Origin of the sequence: Sedimentitalea xiamensis (assembly GCF_030164465.1) — a bacterium.
In the GTDB taxonomy this organism is placed as follows: Bacteria; Pseudomonadota; Alphaproteobacteria; order Rhodobacterales; family Rhodobacteraceae; genus Sedimentitalea; species Sedimentitalea xiamensis.
In genome coordinates, this window is the sequence record NZ_JASNJE010000001.1 from 380,635 (window position 1) to 396,645 (window position 16,011).

The following is a 16,011-nucleotide window of genomic DNA, read 5'->3' on the forward strand; positions in this document are numbered from 1 at the left end:
TCGGTTGCATGAAGGGTAGCAACAGATCAAATTACCAAGCAAGTGCTTGGTTTATGTTCTGATGTATGACGTTGGGTAATACCGAAAGAGAGACGCAAATGACGCTGAGCTATTTTGACGACACCCACGAAATGATCCGCGACACCGCCCGCACCTTCGTCGAGCGGGAGATCAGGCCCCATATCGACGAATGGGAGGAAGCCGGCGGCTTCCCGCGCGAGATCTACAAGAAAGCCGGTGACGCCGGGCTGCTGGGTATCGGTTATCCCGAGGAACTGGGCGGAACCGGCGGCGACGTGTTCCAGAAGGTTGTTTGGGTCGAAGAGCTGATGCGCGCGGGCTCGGGCGGGCTTGTGGCCAGCCTGGGATCGCTCGATATCGGCATGCCGCCGCTGGTCAGGTTCGGCTCCGACGCCTTGAAGCGGAAGATCCTGCCGCAAGTGCTGGCGGGCGAGAAGATCTATGCGCTCGCGATCACCGAACCGGGCGGCGGTTCGGACGTGGCCGGCCTCAAGACACGGGCTGAGCGCAAGACCATCGGCAACCGGGACTACTATCAGGTCAACGGCTCAAAGACCTTTGTCACGAGCGGATTCCGTGCCGATTATTATACCGTCGCGGTCAGGACCGGCGAGGAAGGGCACAAGGGCGTCAGCCTGATCGTCGTGCCGCGCGACACGGAAGGGTTTTCCACCGGTCAACCGTTGAAAAAGATGGGCTGGTGGGCATCGGACACCGCCGAGCTGTTCTTTGAGAACTGCCTTGTCCCGGTCGAAAACCTGATCGGCGAAGAAGGCCGCGGCTTTCCGATGATCACCTCGAACTTCCAGTCCGAACGGTTGACGCTGGCGGTCATGGCCAATGTCACCGCTGAACTGGCGCTGGATGCCGCACAGACATATGCGCGGGACCGCAGGGCGTTCGGAACGCGCTTGTCCGGACATCAGGCGATCCGACACAAACTCGCCGACATGGCCACGCGTCTTGAGGCCAGCCGCGCCTTCACCTATTCTTGCGGGGCGCGGATGGAAGCAGGCGAAACGATCTTCAAGGAGATATCGATGGCCAAGAACTTTGCCACCGATGTCTGCGATCAGATCACCTACGATGCGGTGCAGATTTTCGGCGGTATGGGATATATGCGCGAAAGCCTGGTCGAACGGCTCTATCGCGATGCGCGGATCCTGTCGATCGGTGGCGGCACGCGCGAAATCATGAACGAGATTATCGCCAAGCAGATGGGGCTGTGAGCGTGGATAGTTCTGCGAAGACCGGCAAGCGCCCCGGCAAGGCCAAGCGCCGGATCCTCACCGCCGCGGCGAGACTGTTTCGCGGACGCGGCTTCGACCGCTGCACGGTGCGGGAGCTGGCCGACGAGGTCGGCATTCTGTCGGGCAGCCTGTTTCACCATTTCAGAAGCAAGGATGACATCCTTTTCGCGGTGATGGAGGAAGTCATCGTGGACATGGACGCCACGCTTGCCGCAGCGCTCGATTCCGCGCCGACCACGCATGACGAATTGCGGGCGCTCATCCACAACCAACTCGAATTCATACATGGGCCGCAGGCGGATGCCACGGCCGTCCTGGTCTATGAATGGAACGCGCTTTCACCCGACGGTCAGGCGCGGCTTCTTGCTCGCCGCAACGCCTATTTCCGGCGCTGGCAGGAAGTTCTGACCAAAGCGCGGAGCGAAGGGCTGACCAATGTTGATCCTGTGGTGTCGCGTCAGTTGATCCACGGCGCCTTGGTCTGGAGCGCCAACTGGTTCGACACCAACGGAGCGATGACCGTTGAGGAACTGGAACAGGCGGTAATGTCGATGATCCTGGTCTGAGGCTCTCCCGGAAAGCGGGGTGACGTCCAATGGAACAGGGCCAAAGAGAACCATGTCTGTCCGTCGGGTTCATTTCCATGCGACAGAAGCTGCATCGCGATAGTCACAACTCAGAATCCGTGCCGCCGCCGTGGTCTGCGCAGATGTTCAGGAGCGGCGGGGGCGCTGCGTCGGAGAGCCTGAAAGCGTTCAGGAAGCCGGTCAGGCCGAGATTGTTGATGTCCTGTTCCACGGTCCTTGTCGGCGGGGCGGACCCCCTCGATCGGGACATCTACCTTGCCGAGGCTGTTCACATCCGCCGGGTCGGCGGGACAGAAGCGCGGATGACCACCGTCACCTCAGCGCCGAGATTGGCAAGGAACTGGCCCTCCAGCGGGTCAGGTCCAATTCCCTGCATCTCGACAACCTTGAATCCGGCGAGCGGCCCGCTCATGCCGCCTTGGCCGCGCTGTCGCGCAACCGGTCATAGATCGAATCCGGAACGGCGAAACGGTCGCCATACTGCTCAGCCAACCGTTTCGCGCGGGCGGCGAAATGGTCGATGCCCTCGCCTCGGATGAACTGGATCGCTCCACCGGTCCAGGCCGGGAAGCCGATGGCGAAGATGCCGCCGAGGTTCGCTTCCACCTCGGTGTTCAAAACGCCTTCGTCGAGACAGCGCAGCGTCTCGATGGCATGCCGGTAGAGGATCCGGTCGACTGCGTCGTCGAGCGATGCCCCGGCATTGCCGCGCGCGAACTGTCCGAGATCGGGCCAGAGAGTCCGCCTTCCGTCGCTGTCGTAGTCGTAGAAGCCGCCACCGTACTGGCGTCCCCCGCGGCCCATCTCGATCATCTTGTCGATGACCTCGGCCGTGGCGGTGTTGTGGCGGCCGAACTTGCTGTCGACACCAAGCCGTTCGTCCAGCGCCGCATGCGTCTTGCGGACTTTCTGGCCGAGGATCAGAGACACTTCGTCAAAGACCTGAAGCGGTCCGACCGGCATGCCGGCCAGCCACGACGCGCGCTCGATGGCGGCCGGGACCATGCCGTCGACCAGCAACTGGCAGCCTTCGTCCATGAAGGTCCCGAATACACGGGAGGTGAAGAATCCGCGCGAATCGTTCACCACGATCGGCATGTAGCCGATCTGCTGAACGTAATCGTAGGCCTTTCGCAGTGTATCCTTCGAGGTCTTGCCGCCCATGATGATCTCGACCACCTTCATCTTTTCGACCGGGCTGAAGAAGTGCAGCCCGATGAAACGGGTCGGATCAGGGCATGCCTCGGCGAGGATGGAAATCGGAAGGGTCGACGTGTTGGAGCCGTAGATCCCCTCTTCGGACAGCATCGGCCAGGTGTCGGCTATGACCTTTTCCTTGAGGTCGATATCCTCGAACACCGCCTCGATCACGATGTCGAGGCTGCCGGGGGCGGCGTTGTCGGTCGCCGGGACGATCTGGTCCAGCAAGGCGGCTTTGGCGGAGTCATCCATTCGGCCCCGCTTGATGGCCTTGTCGCAGAGCGTTTCCGAGTATCGCCTGCCCTTCTCGGCATTGGCCGTATCGGTGTCCTTGAGCCGCGTCGGCAAGCCCCGGCTGGCATGGGCGTAGGCGATACCCGACCCCATCATGCCCGCGCCAAGCACCGCGGCGGAGCCGGCTTTCCAATGGTCGCCCACGGGACGAACCTTGCCGGACTTGATTGCCTGCATGCCGAAGAAGAAGGTGCTGATCGCCGCCTTGGCCTGTTTCGACGCCATCAGGCCGATAAAGCGCCGCGTCTCCATCCGCAGCGCCGCATCGAAATCCATCCGCATGGAGTTCACGGCCACGTCGAGGATTCTCTCGGGTGCCGGGAGTCTTCCACGTGTCTTCTTGTAGAGCATCGCGGAGGAGACCTGAACCATTTGACGTATCTTGGGGTGATTTGCATCGCCGCCCGGATAGCGGAAGCCTTTCCGGTCCCAAGGTTGAACCGAAGCTCCTGGGTTCGCTTTGATCCAGGCCCTGGCGGCGGGGATCAGGTCGTCCTGCGTCTCTACGATCTCATTGACCATCCCGATTTCGAGCGCCTCCTCCGGCCGGGCCTGTTTGCCTTCCAGCAGATAGGGCATGGCCCTTTCGAAACCGAGCAGCGCCGTCAGACGCACCACGCCGCCTGCGCCGGGCAGCAGGCCGAGCGTCACTTCGGGCAGGCCCACGACGGCTTTCGGACTGTTCAGAACGATGCGGTGATTGCATGACAGGCAAAGCTCATACCCTCCGCCAAGCGCCGCCCCATTGATCGCGGCGACGACCGGTACGGGCAGCTTTTCCAGACGGCGGTATGTCGACTTGCTGGCTTCGATCAGATTGAACAAGGCTTCGTCCGCGACTTCGGTCGCGAGAATGTTGTTCAGGTCGCCACCGGCGAAGAACGTCGACTTGACCGAGGCAAAGATGACGCCGGTCAGCCTCTCTTCGGCCTCCAGCCTGTCGCAGACTGCGCGCATGCCCGGCTCGAACCGCCCGTTCATCGTGTTGGCGTTCTGACCCTGCATGTCCATCGTCACGGTGACGATGCAGTCGGCGTCTTTCTCATAGATGAAATCTTCCATTGGAACCTCCTCCCGGTCCGTCACACGCGCTCGATGATGGACGCGATGCCCATGCCGCCGCCGACGCACATGCAGATCAGCGCGCGCTTGAGAGTCCGGCGCTCCAGCTCGTCCAGCATCGTCGAGACAAGACAGCCACCCGTTGCGCCAAGAGGGTGGCCCATGGCGATGGCACCGCCGACCACGTTCAGCTTTTCGCCGGGCACGTTCAGGTCACGCTGAAGGCGCAGGGCGACAGAGGCAAAGGCTTCGTTGATTTCGATCAGGTCGATGTCGTCGATGGTGAGCCCCGCCTTGGCCAGCGCCTTTTTCGAGGCCGGTCCGGGGCCGGTCAGCATGATGGTCGGCTCGGTCGCGGTCAGGGCGATCGACAGGACGCGGCCGCGTGGGTCGAGGCCGATATCCCTGCCGGCTTTCTCGCTGCCCACCATGACAAGCGACGCGCCGTCCACGATGCCGGAGGAGTTGCCGGGCGTGTGGACGTGATTGATCCGCTCGACCTGGGGGTATTTTGACAGGGCGACGGCGTCGAAGCCCAACGCGCCGGGCATTTCGAAGCTCGCCTTCAACGCGCCCAGCTTCTGCATGTCGGTGTCCGGCTTGATGAAGTCGTCGCGCCGTAGGATGGTGATACCATTTTCGTCCTTGACGGGGACGACCGAGCGGTCGAACCAGCCACTGTCGCGGGCATGGGCGGCGCGCTTCTGGCTTTCCAGCGCAAAAGCATCGACATCGTCGCGGCTCCAGCCTTCCAATGTCGCGATAAGGTCTGCGCCGATCCCCTGCGGAACGAAACCGGTCTTGATCGCGGTCTCGGGATCCTCGGCGAAAGGTCCGCCATCGGCGCCCATGGGGACACGCGACATGGATTCGTAGCCACCTGCGCAGACGAGTTCCTCCCAGCCCGACGCCACCTTGGCGGCCGCCGTGTTGAACGTGTCGAGGCCGGAGGCGCAGAAGCGGTTGACCTGTGCTCCGGGAACGCTTTCGTCCCATCCGGCTTTCTGAAGCGCGATCTTCGGAAGGACCGCGCCCTGTTCCATAACCGGGGCTACGCAGCCCAGCATGACGTCATCGACCCGGCCCGTATCCAGATCGTGACGCTGCTGCATTTCCTGAAGCAGCGTCGTCACCAGGTTGATCGGCTTGACCTCATGCAGCGATCCGTCGGCCTTGCCCCTGGACCGCGGCGTGCGGATTGCATCGTAGATAAAGGCTGGTTCAGCCATGTCGTTCCTTTCCGGAAATCCTGCCGTCAGGCCGCGTCGAACACGGTCATCCTTGGCAGGGGTTCCAACTCTTTCTGGGTGATGTTCCGGGCCTCGGCCAGGCTAAGGCCGATGCCCCTGAGTATTATCTCTGCGGTGTCGCTTCCGGCTTGCCGCCAGGTCCGGTGTCCTTCCAGGACCAGTGTCATGGCGCCAAAAGTCGCGCCACCGGCACTGGCGGTGATCGAGGCGATCTGGTCGCGGTGAAAGCGGAAGCGTCCCGATGCAAGGCCGCGCCGCAATTCTTCCGCGGGCATGGTGCCCCAAAAACTGCCGAGGCGGGGTTCGAGCATGGCGTAGCGCGCGATGAACCGGCCCCAGTGCGGCTCCTCATGCACCCTGCGGACGCAAAGGCGGATAGCGGCCGAAATCTTCTCGGCAGGATCCTGCATGTCCTTCGTGGCTTGAAGGATCGAACTCGTGAACTCCTCGGCCACGGTGTCGCAGACAGAAGAGAAAAGATCCGCCGGCTCGTCGAGATTGTTGTAGATCGTTCCGCGCGACAGGCCGGCCTCGCGTGCCACGTCGCTGACGGAAACGCTCGTCCCGCCCTGGTCGGCAAAGAGCCGCATGGCGGCCTGATGAATGCGGAGCGTGGCGGTGTTCATGGGGGTGAGGTTCTTGAAAAATCATTGTTGACTGAATTTGAACACAAGTGTTTAAATCATGTCAACCACGTTCATCGCCGCTGGGGAGGAGACGGCATGATTTTCTGCGCAACGGGCAATTGCCGCCCGAGGCTCCCGTGATGGAGCTTTTGCAACTTGTCATAGGGGGGCTTGCCAACGGTTGCATCTACGGCCTTGTCGCGCTTGGCTTCGTCATGATCTACAAGGCCAGCGAAGGGGTGAACTTCGCTCAGGGCGACATGATGATGCTCGGGGCCTTCGTTGCTCTCGGCTTTGGCAACTCTGACCAGATGGGCCTGCCGTTCGGGCTGGCCGTGATCGCCGCCATGGTCCTTATGTTCGGGGTTGGCTGGGGGGTCGAGCGGATCGTTGTCCGGCGCATTTTCGGCCAGCCGCAGTTCGCGCTTGTCATCCTCACTATCGCGCTCGGCTTCGTCTTCCGCTTCATCGCCGGATCGATCTGGGGTTTCACGCCGCTTGTGCTGGAAACTCCCTTTGCCGGACAGAACCTGCGGGGCGGCGGCATCGTCATCTCTCTCGCCGACCTTGTGACCATAGGGGTGACGCTGGCGCTGACCATTGCGCTCTGGGCCTTCTTCGCCTTCACCAAGGTGGGGCTGGCCGCGCAGGCCGCGTCGCAGAACCAGATGGCCGCCTACATCGTCGGGGTGCCGGTGATGCGGATCAATTCTCTGATCTGGGGGTTGTCGGGTGCTGTCGCGACCTTGGCCGGGGTGCTGTATGCGACGCGGGGCGCCATCGATCCGAACATCGGGCTACTGGGCATCAAGGCTTTCGCCGCAGCCGTGATCGGCGGGCTCGGGTCGTTGCCGGGTGCGCTGGTCGGCGGGCTGATCATCGGCGTGGTCGAACCGGTCGCCGGGCGATATGCGCCGGGCGAGCTGGCCAAGATGTCGCCCTACATCATCATGCTGATCGTCCTCGTGACCCGTCCCGGCGGCCTGTTCAGCCAGATCCAGATGAAAAAAGTCTGAGCGGATGCGGGTCGTTTTCAAGACCAGCTACGACCGGGACATCGACCTGCACGAGCACGGCCGGAGCCGGGCCAGGATCGCAGTCCTTCTGGCCATCATGATCGTGTTGCCTTTCCTCGTCGGGGATTACTACTTGGCCGAGGCGACCAACACATTGATCTGGGCACTGGCCGGAATGGGGCTGATGGTGGCGGTCGGTCATACCGGACAGGTCAGCCTTGGGCATGCCGCATTCCTGGCCATCGGTGCCTATGCGGACTCGGCTTTGATGAACACGGGCCTGCCCTTTCTGGTCAGTTTCCCTCTGGCCGGGCTCGTCACCGGCCTTTTCGGGGCGTTGATCGCCGTCCCCGCGGTGCGTATGTCGGGCATCTATCTCGCCATAGCCACTCTGGCGGTCTTCGTCATTGTCGAAGAACTCGTCATCATGCTGGAGCCGATCACCGGAGGCGTGGGCGGAATCATGGCGCCCTCGATCTCGATCCTCGGACTCACCTTCGACCGGTATGCGGCTCTCGACCATTTCTACTGGCTCTGCCTCGCCGTGGTTGCGCTGGTGACCTGGGGCTACGCCAATCTGATGCGTTCGCCCACCGGACGATCGTTTCTGGCGGTTCGTGACAGCGAGGTTTCGGCACGCGCGCTCGGTATCAACGTGACGCGAACACGGGCGCTGGCCTTTGGTCTGTCGTCAGGCGTAACCGGCCTGGCAGGGGCGCTGATGGGGCACTATATCGGCTTCTTCAACTACGAACTCTTCTCTATCTTCATCTCGATAAACCTGCTGCTCGTCGTGACGATCGGGGGCCTCGGCTTCATCCAGGGCGCGTTTCTTGGCGCGATCCTGATCACCGCCGTCCCGCAGCTGATCGCGATCCTGCGCGACAACCTCGTCGCCGTCGGCGTGGACCTGTCGGGCGTCCCCGGCCTCGACACGATGATCTTCTCGTTGATCCTGATCTGCTTCATCATCTACGAACCCACGGGCCTGTATGGCCGCTGGCTGAAGATCCGAACCTGGTTCGAGGTCTTTCCGCTCGCCCGGCGCGATATGTTCCGCCGCCAGAAATCCTACCTCAAGACGGAGCGGATGAAATGAGCCTGCTGGAAGTGGAGGACCTCGCCATCCATTTCGGCGGCGTGAAAGCGGTCGACGGAGTGTCATTCAGTGTCGAAAAGGGCGAGGTCTTTGCCATCATCGGCCCGAACGGTGCCGGCAAGTCGACGATCTTCAACCTGATCAGCCGCATCTACCAGTCGACCCTGGGCCGTATACAGTTCGACGGACAGGACATTACCGCATCCAGGGCGCATGACATCGCGGGGCTGGGGATCGCGCGGACCTTCCAGAACATCGAACTGTTCGATCATTCGACCGTGCTCGACAATCTTCTGATGGGACGGCACACGCATCGCAGGACGAATTTCGTGCAGGACATATTGTTCCTGCCCAAGGTCAGGCGCGAGGAGCGCCAGCACCGGCGCCGGGTCGAGCAGGTGATCGAGTTTCTCGAACTCGAGGCCTATCGCAAGAAGATGATCGCGGGCCTGCCCTACGGTGTCCGAAAGGTGGTCGAGATCGGGCGGGCGCTGGCAACCGGACCCAAGCTGATCCTGCTGGACGAACCGGCTTCCGGGCTTTCGGTCGAAGAGACGCGGGATGTCGCCTTCTGGATCGAGGACATGCGCCGCGACATGGGTCTGACCGTTTTGATGGTGGAACACGACATGAGCCTCGTGAACCAGGTCTCGGATCGCGTCATGGCGGTTGCCAATGGCCGGACGCTGGCCATGGGCACGCCCGCCGAGGTGCAGGCCCATCCGGATGTCATGGCGGCCTACCTGGGGACAGGGGCGGCGGCATGACAGCCTCCGGAACCTTCGCCGAAGGCCACGCCCGACCTCGCCGGCGTGCCTTCCCGGAAGGAGCACCGGGCGTGATCAAGGGCTGGTTGCATCGCGCCGGACAGGTTGCAAGCCAGACATCCGGATCGGAGGCCGTCGCATGAGCGTCCTTTCCATCCGCAACCTCGAAACCTTCTACGGGGCGATCATGGCCCTGCGCGGTGTCTCCATCGATGTCCAACAGGGGGAAATCGTGGCCATTCTCGGTGCCAACGGCGCCGGGAAGACGACGCTGATGAAGACCATCGCCGGACTCATGGACCCCGAGAAGGGGACCATCAGCTTCATGGGCGAAGCGATCTCGGGGCTCGATCCGGACCGGGTCGTGGCGAAGGGCATTTCGCTGGTCCCCGAGGGCCGCGAGGTCTTTCCCTATCTCACCATCGAAGAGAACCTGAAGCTCGGCGCCTATACACGCAAAGACAGCGCCTCCGACGATCTGGAACTGGTTTACTCCTACTTCCCGATCCTAAAGGAACGCCGCCGCCAATCCGCCGGGTTCCTGTCCGGCGGGCAGCAGCAGATGCTGGCCATCGGGCGCGGGCTGATGGCGCGGCCCAGGCTGATGATGCTGGACGAACCCTCCCTCGGTCTCTCGCCGCTGCTGACACAGGAGATATTCGGGATCATCGCCCGCCTCAATTCCGAGCAGGGCGTGACGATGCTGCTGGTCGAACAGAACGCCCATATCGCGCTGGCCACCGCGCACCATGGGTATGTCCTCGAAATGGGACGGATCGTCATGGCGGGCACGGCCGAAAAGCTGCGCGCCTCGGCGGACATCCAGGAATTCTATCTCGGCAGATCCGGTGAAACTCAGCGCGATCAGAAACGCTGGAAAAGGCGCAAGACATGGAGATGAGCCGCGTGGATATCGTTGAGTATCTCAACTTTGACGGGCACGAGACAATCACCTCGCTCTGGGCCGACCGCTGCGCCCGGTACGGTGACCGCGTCGCGCACAGACAGAAAGAGTTGGGCATATGGCAGGCCTATTCCTGGCGCGACTACTACGAGAGCGCGCGCAAGATTGGCCGCGCCCTGATGCGGCTTGGCGTGCAGAAGGGCGAGCCGGTTCTGATCCTGTCCGAGGACCGGCGCGAATGGCTCTACATCGATCTCGGCGCGGCCTCCATCGGTGCCATACCGGCCGGGGTCTACACCACCGACAGCCCCTCCCAACTGGCCTACCTGGCCGGCGACAGCGGCGCGCGGACGCTCTTCGTCGAGAATGACGAACAGCTTGACAAGTATCTCGAAGCCCGTGCGGACATGCCGGGGATCGAGACTGTCGTCGTGCTGGATCGCGACGGTTTGGCCCATTTCTCTGACCCGCAGGTGATGTTCCTCGAAGACCTCTATGCCATGGGCGAGGCCGAGGAGCGGCACGAACCGGGACGGTTCGAAGAGGCGATGAAGGCGATACGTCCGGAGGACCCGCGAATGCTGATCTACACTTCCGGAACCACGGGGCCGCCGAAGGGCGCGATGATCACGCACCGCAACATGATCTTCCAGCTGCGCGCCGGACGCGAAGTGCTGGAGTTCCATGAAACCGACAATCTGCTGTGCTTCCTGCCGCTCTGCCACGTGCTCGAACGCCTCGTGTCGGTCGAGGCGCCGATCGCCAACGGCTGCATCGTGAACTTTGCCGAGAGTCCGGAAACGGTCTTCGACAACTTGCAGGAGGTCAGCCCCAACAGCTTTTCCGGCGTGCCCCGGATCTGGGAGAAAATCTATTCCCGCGTGATGATCCTGCGCTCCGAGGCGGGGAGGGTCGGGACTTGGGCCTTTGACTGGGCATTGGCGATCGGGGACCGCTACGCGCGTGCAGAGGCGCCGGGGCCCGGCTTGCGGCTGGCGCATTTCATTGCGGACGTCACCGTGCTGTCGAACCTGCGCCGGATGCTCGGGCTTGCCAATGCGCGGCGCGTGACCTCCGGGGCCGCGCCGATTTCGCCCGACCTGATCCACTGGTTCGCGGCCCTTGGCGTACCGATGATCGAGGGTTATGGCATGACGGAAACCGCCGGGATCGCCACGATCAACACGGTCGAACACAACCTCATCGGCACAGTCGGCCCGGCCCTGCCGGGGGTCGAGATGCGGATCGACGAGACGGGGGAACTGATGATCGGCGGGCCTTGCGTCTTCGGCGGTTACTGGAACAAGCCCGAAAAGACCGCCGAGGCAATTACCTGCGACGGCTGGCTGCACACCGGCGATGTCGGGCGGATCGGCAATGACGGCGCGCTGACCATCACCGGGCGTCTCAAGGACATCATCATCACCGCCGGGGGCAAGAACATCACCCCGGCGGAGATCGAGAGCAAGCTGAAGTTCAGCCCCTATATTTCGGACGCGGTGGTGATCGGGGACCGGCGCAGATACCTGACCTGCCTGATCATGATCGACCAGGAAAATGTCGAGAAATTTGCCCAGGACCGGCAGATCCCCTTTTCGGATTTCGCTTCGCTCACCCGCGCGGGCGAGGTGCGGGAACTGATAGGCAGCGTCGTCTCCGACACCAACAAGCACTTCGCCAATGTCGAGCAGCTGAAAGATTTCCGGCTGATCGACATCCTGCTGACGGCTGAAGACGAGGAACTGACGCCGACCATGAAGCTGAAACGGAATTTCGTGAACCAGCGCCACGCCGCGCTGATCGACGAGATGTACTGACCCGTCACGGGTCGCATTAGGGAGGAACAAATGAAACTTCTGAAATCTCTGACAATCGCTGCGTCCATTGCGGCCTCTCCGCTGCTGGCGCAGACGCCCGGCGTCACCGATACCGAAATCAAGATCGGCGGCGCACATGACCTTTCGGGTATTTTCGCGCCCTTTTCGGTGCCTGCCGTATCGGCGGCCAAGGCCTATTTCGATCAGGTAAACGCGAATGGCGGCGTCCACGGGCGCAAGATCACTTACATTGTCGAGGATCACGGCTACCAGGTGCCCAAGGCCGCGCAGGCCGCGAACAAGCTGATCAACCGCGACGAGGTCTTTGCGATGCTGCTGAACCTCGGCACGCCGCAGAACCTTGCCATGTTCCAGATGATGGAGCCGCAGGGAGTCCCCAACGTCTCCCCCATCACTGCCGCACGCCAGATGGTCGAGCCTTTCGCGCCTTGGAAGTTCGCGGGGACGTCCAGCTACTACGCGGCGGTCAAAGCGGCCATCGCCTTCATGAAGGAAAACGAGGGAACCAGGAAAGTCTGTCTGATGATCCTGCCCACGGATTTCGGCAAGGAAATAGAGGCAGCGGTGCATGAACTGGCCGATGCAGGCGATATCGAACTGGGGGCCGAGATCGGCCACAAGCCGGACGAGAGCGATTTCACCGGCGCGCTCGGCAAGGTGAAGGACTCCGGTTGCGATACGGTCGGCATGGCGCTGGGCATCTCGCAGATGATCAACGCCATCACCACCGCGCGCAAGTTGGGCATGGATGACCTGAAGTTCATGCTGTCAAGCGCCGGGTTCCATACCGTTGTCGCAAAGGGTCTCGCCGCGCAGGGCGTGACGGACGGCGTTTACTCCGCCGCCGGATGGCAGGATCTCGAGGCGCGCCTGGGTGAACCGGAAGTCGCCGAATGGGTTGCGCAATACAAGGCTGCGACCGGCGAGGACTATCCCGGCACCGGCGCACTTCTGGGGCGTGCGGGTGCGGGCATCATGGTTGCCGCGCTCGAGGCCGCAGGCCCGGACCTGACCCGCGAGAGCTTCATCAGGGCGATGGAGACACTCGACTACGAGGACAAGATCGCGGGCAACCACGTCGACTTCAGCGCCGAGGATCACGAGGCGGCAGACGAGGTCTTCGTCAACCGGATCGAAAACGGGTCATGGGTGCTCCTTCAGACCATCGAATGATGCCTGCTCGCGGGGCGGCAACCTGCTGCCCTGCGACCTGGCCCAACCACAACGCATATCAGCTGGAGGTCCGGATGCTGAACCGCACCATCTATGAAGAAGAACACGAGATTTTCCGGAAATCGGTCCGGGCCTGGGCAGAGGCCGAAGTCTTTCCCCACGGCGAGATCTGGCGCGACAACGGTTGTGTCAGCCGCGAGGTGTGGAAAAGCGCCGGGGAACAAGGGTTTCTCTGCATGTATGCGGATGAGGCATACGGCGGTCTCGGCCTGACGGATTTCCGCTACGACATGATCCTGTGTGAAGAACTCGGGCCGCGCGAACCGGGCTTTTTCGTGGGTTTGCAGAATCGCATCGCCGGGCCCTACCTGCAGAATTCTGCCGACAAGCCGCAGCGCGAGAAATACATGCCCGGTGCCGTGTCCGGCGACACGATTCTTGCCATTGCGATGACCGAACCGGGTAGCGGGTCGGATCTTGCCGGGATCAAGACCCGCGCGGTCGAGGATGGTGATCACTGGGTTCTGAACGGATCGAAGACCTACATCTCCAACGGCTTCCTCGCCGATCTGGTGCTGGTCGCCGCCAGGACCAATCCCGACGCCAGCCATGACGTCGGGCTGTTCTGGGTCGAAACCGACACGCCGGGTTTTTCCAGAGGCCGGAACCTCAAGAAGGTGGGGCTGGAGAGTCAGGACACGGCCGAGCTCTTTTTCGACAATGTGCGCGTGCCCAGGGAGAACGTGCTTGGCAATCCGAAGGGCGGTTTCAAGACCATGATGATGAATCTCGCCGAAGAGCGGATGATCGGGGCCGTCGGTTTCGCCGCCCGGGCGGAGCATGCGTTCAACATCACCATGGCATTCATCATGGAACGGCGCGCCTTCGGCCGCGCCATCGGCACCTTCCAGAATTCACGCTTCAAGATGGCCTCGATGCGCACGGAGCTGGACGCCGCCTGGGCGCTGACCGACCACTGCGCGCGCGAACACATGCAGGGCCGTCTCTCGGCCGAGATGGCGGCGGAAGCCAAGCTCTTCACCTCCGAGGTCGAAGGGCGTGTGGTGGACGAATGCCTGCAATTGCACGGCGGAGCGGGCTATATGGACGAATACGAGATCTCGCGCCTCTATCGCGACGCCCGGATCAGCCGCATCTATGCCGGCACCTCCGAGATCATGCGCGAAATCATCGGCCGAGGCCTCGGCCTGGACGAGCGGCAGAGGAACTGATGTCGGGTCCGTGCCGCGCCCTGCCACTCGCCAAGGCGCGCGACGACCAGCCGGACGGCACGGGAGAGGGCGTTTCCGTTCATGGACAGCGATTCCCGCTGGCCGGTCGATGGCGACAGACAGCAGAAGAGTGGCCGGGGCGACGATGAGGCCGGCTGTCCGCTCTGATTCCGCCTTGCGCGACCTGCAGGTTGCGTTTAAACGAGCATCCGCGTGGCCCCAATAGCTCAGCTGGTCGAGCAACTGTTTCGCAAGTAGCGGATCCGCCCGCGAATGACTTGCAAAACCAGTCGCTTACAAACGGAGCAAAGTAACTGGTAGGGCCACGACGAGAGAGGAATGCCGCTGTAGCTCAGCTGGTAGAGCACGTCATTCGTAATGATGGGGTCGGGGGTTCGAGTCCCTTCAGCGGCACCATTCCTCACCGTCACCCAAGAGAATTTACTAATGTAATCAGCACCTTCGGCATAGCCGCAAGGTGACGTTTGCGCTTTCGATTTTCAGAGATCCGGGCAGGCGGCGCTCAGGATTGGCAGAAAGAGCCGATCTCGGGGCGTAGTAACCCCACCGCAAGCGGCCGGTGTCGGCCGAAATGACGCCTCCTCGAATCCCGCAGGCAAGCGCGCTGAGCACAAGTATTCCCCAGCAGAGTGCACCGGGATCAAGAAGCGCACCGTCGAAGGCCGCCCAGATAAAGCGCATATCAGCACGTCCTATGTGAAGCGCCAGAACCTCACCATGCGCATGGGTATGCGCCGCTTCACTCGTCTGACGAACGGTTTCAGCAAGAAGCTGGAAAACCACCTTCACATGCTTTCGACATACTTCGTGCACTACAACTTCGTTCCCATCCGCAAGAGCCTGAAAGTTACTCTGGCGATGGCCGCTGGCGTTTCCGAAACTCTGCAAGATATGGAAAAGATCAGACATACCCACCGCTCGTTTTCCGAACCGTGAATCACCCCGTCAGGCGGAAATCAATGGGTCCTGACCCTAGCCACTTTCGGACATAGCCATTCGGACAATTCCCGGCCGCGGCGGTTCATTCCATTTCGATGAGGAGGTCTTTTGCGTCGATCTGGCTGGCGGGCTGGACGTGGACGGCCTTGACGGTGGCGTCGCGTTCGGCGTGCAGGCCGGTTTCCATCTTCATCGCCTCGATGGTCAGCAGGAGGTCGCCCTGCCTGACCTTCGCCCCGGCCTGCACCGCCACGGTGGCGACGACGCCGGGCATCGGCGCGCCGATGTGGCGGGGGTCGGCCGGGTCGGCCTTGGGGCGTTGGGCGGTAGCGGACTTGACCATACGGTCGGGCACCCGGATCACGCGGGGCTGGCCGTTGAGTTCGAAGAACACCTTCACCTCGCCGTCCTCGCCGGTCTCGCCGACCGCCTGCATGCGGATTTCCAGCGTCTTGCCGGGGTCGATTTCGGCCGAGATCTCGTCGCCCGGTTCCATGCCGTAGAAGAAGGTGGTGGTCGGCAGGGTGCGGACCGGGCCGTAGATCCGGTGCCGGCCCATGTAGTCGAGAAACACCTTGGGATACATCAGGTAGCCGTTCAGGTCCTCGTCGTCGACCTCCTTGCCTTCCATCTCGGCGCTGGCCCTGGCGCGGGCCTCTTCCAGGTCGGTCGGGGGCAGGTGCTTGCCGGGGCGTTCCATGTTCGGCGCCGCGCCCTTCAGCACCTTGGCGG

The 16,011-nt window shown here is 62.4% G+C and carries 15 protein-coding genes, 1 tRNA gene and 1 pseudogene; 11 read left to right on the forward strand and 6 right to left on the reverse strand.

Annotation, left to right across the window (positions count from 1 at the left end; all coding sequences use genetic code 11):
- Positions 1–98 precede the first annotated feature (98 nt).
- Both QO034_RS01755 and QO034_RS01760 read left to right on the forward strand, forming a co-directional pair.
- Positions 99–1,250 (forward strand): acyl-CoA dehydrogenase family protein, encoded by a 1,152-nt coding sequence (locus QO034_RS01755; RefSeq protein ID WP_284483775.1) that lies wholly within the window; start codon positions 99–101, stop codon positions 1,248–1,250.
- A 2-nt stretch (positions 1,251–1,252) separates the two neighbouring features.
- Positions 1,253–1,837 carry a TetR/AcrR family transcriptional regulator gene (locus QO034_RS01760; protein ID WP_284483776.1) on the forward strand — a complete coding sequence of 195 codons (585 nt, stop codon included), beginning with the start codon at positions 1,253–1,255 and terminating at the stop codon, positions 1,835–1,837.
- Between the two features lie 103 nt (positions 1,838–1,940).
- Here the strand turns inward: QO034_RS01760 and QO034_RS01765 are convergent, their stop codons facing one another.
- Genes QO034_RS01765 through QO034_RS01785 form a run of 5 tightly spaced genes read right to left on the reverse strand, consistent with a single transcriptional unit; the run spans position 1,941 to position 6,290 of the window.
- Complete coding sequence (locus QO034_RS01765) at positions 1,941–2,069, reverse strand: hypothetical protein (protein ID WP_284483777.1); 129 nt, start codon at positions 2,067–2,069, stop codon at positions 1,941–1,943.
- 57 nt (positions 2,070–2,126) lie between these two features.
- Positions 2,127–2,270, reverse strand: coding sequence for a hypothetical protein (locus QO034_RS01770; RefSeq protein ID WP_284483778.1), 144 nt, complete (start codon positions 2,268–2,270; stop codon positions 2,127–2,129).
- Positions 2,267–4,414, reverse strand: coding sequence for a 3-hydroxyacyl-CoA dehydrogenase NAD-binding domain-containing protein (locus QO034_RS01775; RefSeq protein ID WP_284483779.1), 2,148 nt, complete (start codon positions 4,412–4,414; stop codon positions 2,267–2,269). The genes QO034_RS01770 and QO034_RS01775 overlap by 4 nt, the downstream gene beginning before the upstream one ends.
- 20 nt (positions 4,415–4,434) lie before the next feature.
- The gene (locus tag QO034_RS01780; RefSeq protein WP_284483780.1) at positions 4,435–5,643 is read right to left on the reverse strand and encodes an acetyl-CoA C-acetyltransferase; all 1,209 of its coding nucleotides are present in this window, start codon (positions 5,641–5,643) and stop codon (positions 4,435–4,437) included.
- A gap of 26 nt (positions 5,644–5,669) precedes the next feature.
- Complete coding sequence (locus QO034_RS01785) at positions 5,670–6,290, reverse strand: TetR/AcrR family transcriptional regulator (RefSeq protein WP_284483781.1); 621 nt, start codon at positions 6,288–6,290, stop codon at positions 5,670–5,672.
- A 140-nt stretch (positions 6,291–6,430) separates the two neighbouring features.
- On the opposite strand from QO034_RS01785, the gene QO034_RS01790 reads away from it, so the two are divergent.
- From QO034_RS01790 to QO034_RS01830, 9 genes and pseudogenes are all read left to right on the forward strand, one after another.
- Positions 6,431–7,306, forward strand: coding sequence for a branched-chain amino acid ABC transporter permease (locus tag QO034_RS01790; RefSeq protein ID WP_284483782.1), 876 nt, complete (start codon positions 6,431–6,433; stop codon positions 7,304–7,306).
- A gap of 4 nt (positions 7,307–7,310) precedes the next feature.
- Positions 7,311–8,405: a branched-chain amino acid ABC transporter permease gene (locus tag QO034_RS01795; protein ID WP_284483783.1), complete on the forward strand. Its 1,095-nt coding sequence runs from the start codon at positions 7,311–7,313 to the stop codon at positions 8,403–8,405.
- Positions 8,402–9,172 carry an ABC transporter ATP-binding protein gene (locus QO034_RS01800; RefSeq protein ID WP_284483784.1) on the forward strand — a complete coding sequence of 257 codons (771 nt, stop codon included), beginning with the start codon at positions 8,402–8,404 and terminating at the stop codon, positions 9,170–9,172. Before QO034_RS01795 ends, QO034_RS01800 begins: the two co-directional genes overlap by 4 nt.
- A gap of 139 nt (positions 9,173–9,311) precedes the next feature.
- The gene (locus tag QO034_RS01805) at positions 9,312–10,073 is read left to right on the forward strand and encodes an ABC transporter ATP-binding protein (RefSeq protein WP_284483785.1); all 762 of its coding nucleotides are present in this window, start codon (positions 9,312–9,314) and stop codon (positions 10,071–10,073) included.
- Entirely contained in the window at positions 10,064–11,893 is a 1,830-nt protein-coding gene (locus QO034_RS01810) for an AMP-dependent synthetase/ligase (protein ID WP_284483786.1), read from the forward strand. Before QO034_RS01805 ends, QO034_RS01810 begins: the two co-directional genes overlap by 10 nt.
- Before the next feature lie 30 nt (positions 11,894–11,923).
- Positions 11,924–13,087 (forward strand): ABC transporter substrate-binding protein, encoded by a 1,164-nt coding sequence (locus QO034_RS01815; RefSeq protein WP_284483787.1) that lies wholly within the window; start codon positions 11,924–11,926, stop codon positions 13,085–13,087.
- Positions 13,088–13,161: 74 nt separating this feature from the next.
- On the forward strand, positions 13,162–14,319 hold the full coding sequence (locus QO034_RS01820) for an acyl-CoA dehydrogenase family protein (protein WP_284483788.1): 1,158 nt from the start codon (positions 13,162–13,164) through the stop codon (positions 14,317–14,319).
- Positions 14,320–14,660: 341 nt separating this feature from the next.
- Positions 14,661–14,736 (forward strand) — tRNA-Thr (locus QO034_RS01825).
- A gap of 192 nt (positions 14,737–14,928) precedes the next feature.
- Positions 14,929–15,234, forward strand: a pseudogene (locus QO034_RS01830) (IS1 family transposase); the annotation flags it as partial.
- 127 nt (positions 15,235–15,361) lie between these two features.
- On the opposite strand, the gene QO034_RS01835 reads toward QO034_RS01830, so the two are convergent.
- On the reverse strand, positions 15,362–16,011 hold a 650-nt coding region (locus tag QO034_RS01835; protein ID WP_284483789.1), incomplete at its 5' end, for a biotin/lipoyl-containing protein.

What these genes read in the sequence shown, in the direction of transcription:
- QO034_RS01755 (WP_284483775.1), top strand. Translation starts at nt 99, where the DNA reads ATGACGCTGAGCTATTTTGACGACACCCACGAAATGATCCGCGACACC.
- QO034_RS01770 (WP_284483778.1), bottom strand. Translation starts at nt 2,270, where the DNA reads ATGAGCGGGCCGCTCGCCGGATTCAAGGTTGTCGAGATGCAGGGAATT.
- QO034_RS01775 (WP_284483779.1), bottom strand. Translation starts at nt 4,414, where the DNA reads ATGGAAGATTTCATCTATGAGAAAGACGCCGACTGCATCGTCACCGTG.
- QO034_RS01780 (WP_284483780.1), bottom strand. Translation starts at nt 5,643, where the DNA reads ATGGCTGAACCAGCCTTTATCTACGATGCAATCCGCACGCCGCGGTCC.
- QO034_RS01785 (WP_284483781.1), bottom strand. Translation starts at nt 6,290, where the DNA reads ATGAACACCGCCACGCTCCGCATTCATCAGGCCGCCATGCGGCTCTTT.
- QO034_RS01790 (WP_284483782.1), top strand. Translation starts at nt 6,431, where the DNA reads ATGGAGCTTTTGCAACTTGTCATAGGGGGGCTTGCCAACGGTTGCATC.
- QO034_RS01795 (WP_284483783.1), top strand. Translation starts at nt 7,311, where the DNA reads ATGCGGGTCGTTTTCAAGACCAGCTACGACCGGGACATCGACCTGCAC.
- QO034_RS01800 (WP_284483784.1), top strand. Translation starts at nt 8,402, where the DNA reads ATGAGCCTGCTGGAAGTGGAGGACCTCGCCATCCATTTCGGCGGCGTG.
- QO034_RS01805 (WP_284483785.1), top strand. Translation starts at nt 9,312, where the DNA reads ATGAGCGTCCTTTCCATCCGCAACCTCGAAACCTTCTACGGGGCGATC.
- QO034_RS01810 (WP_284483786.1), top strand. Translation starts at nt 10,064, where the DNA reads ATGGAGATGAGCCGCGTGGATATCGTTGAGTATCTCAACTTTGACGGG.
- QO034_RS01815 (WP_284483787.1), top strand. Translation starts at nt 11,924, where the DNA reads ATGAAACTTCTGAAATCTCTGACAATCGCTGCGTCCATTGCGGCCTCT.
- QO034_RS01820 (WP_284483788.1), top strand. Translation starts at nt 13,162, where the DNA reads ATGCTGAACCGCACCATCTATGAAGAAGAACACGAGATTTTCCGGAAA.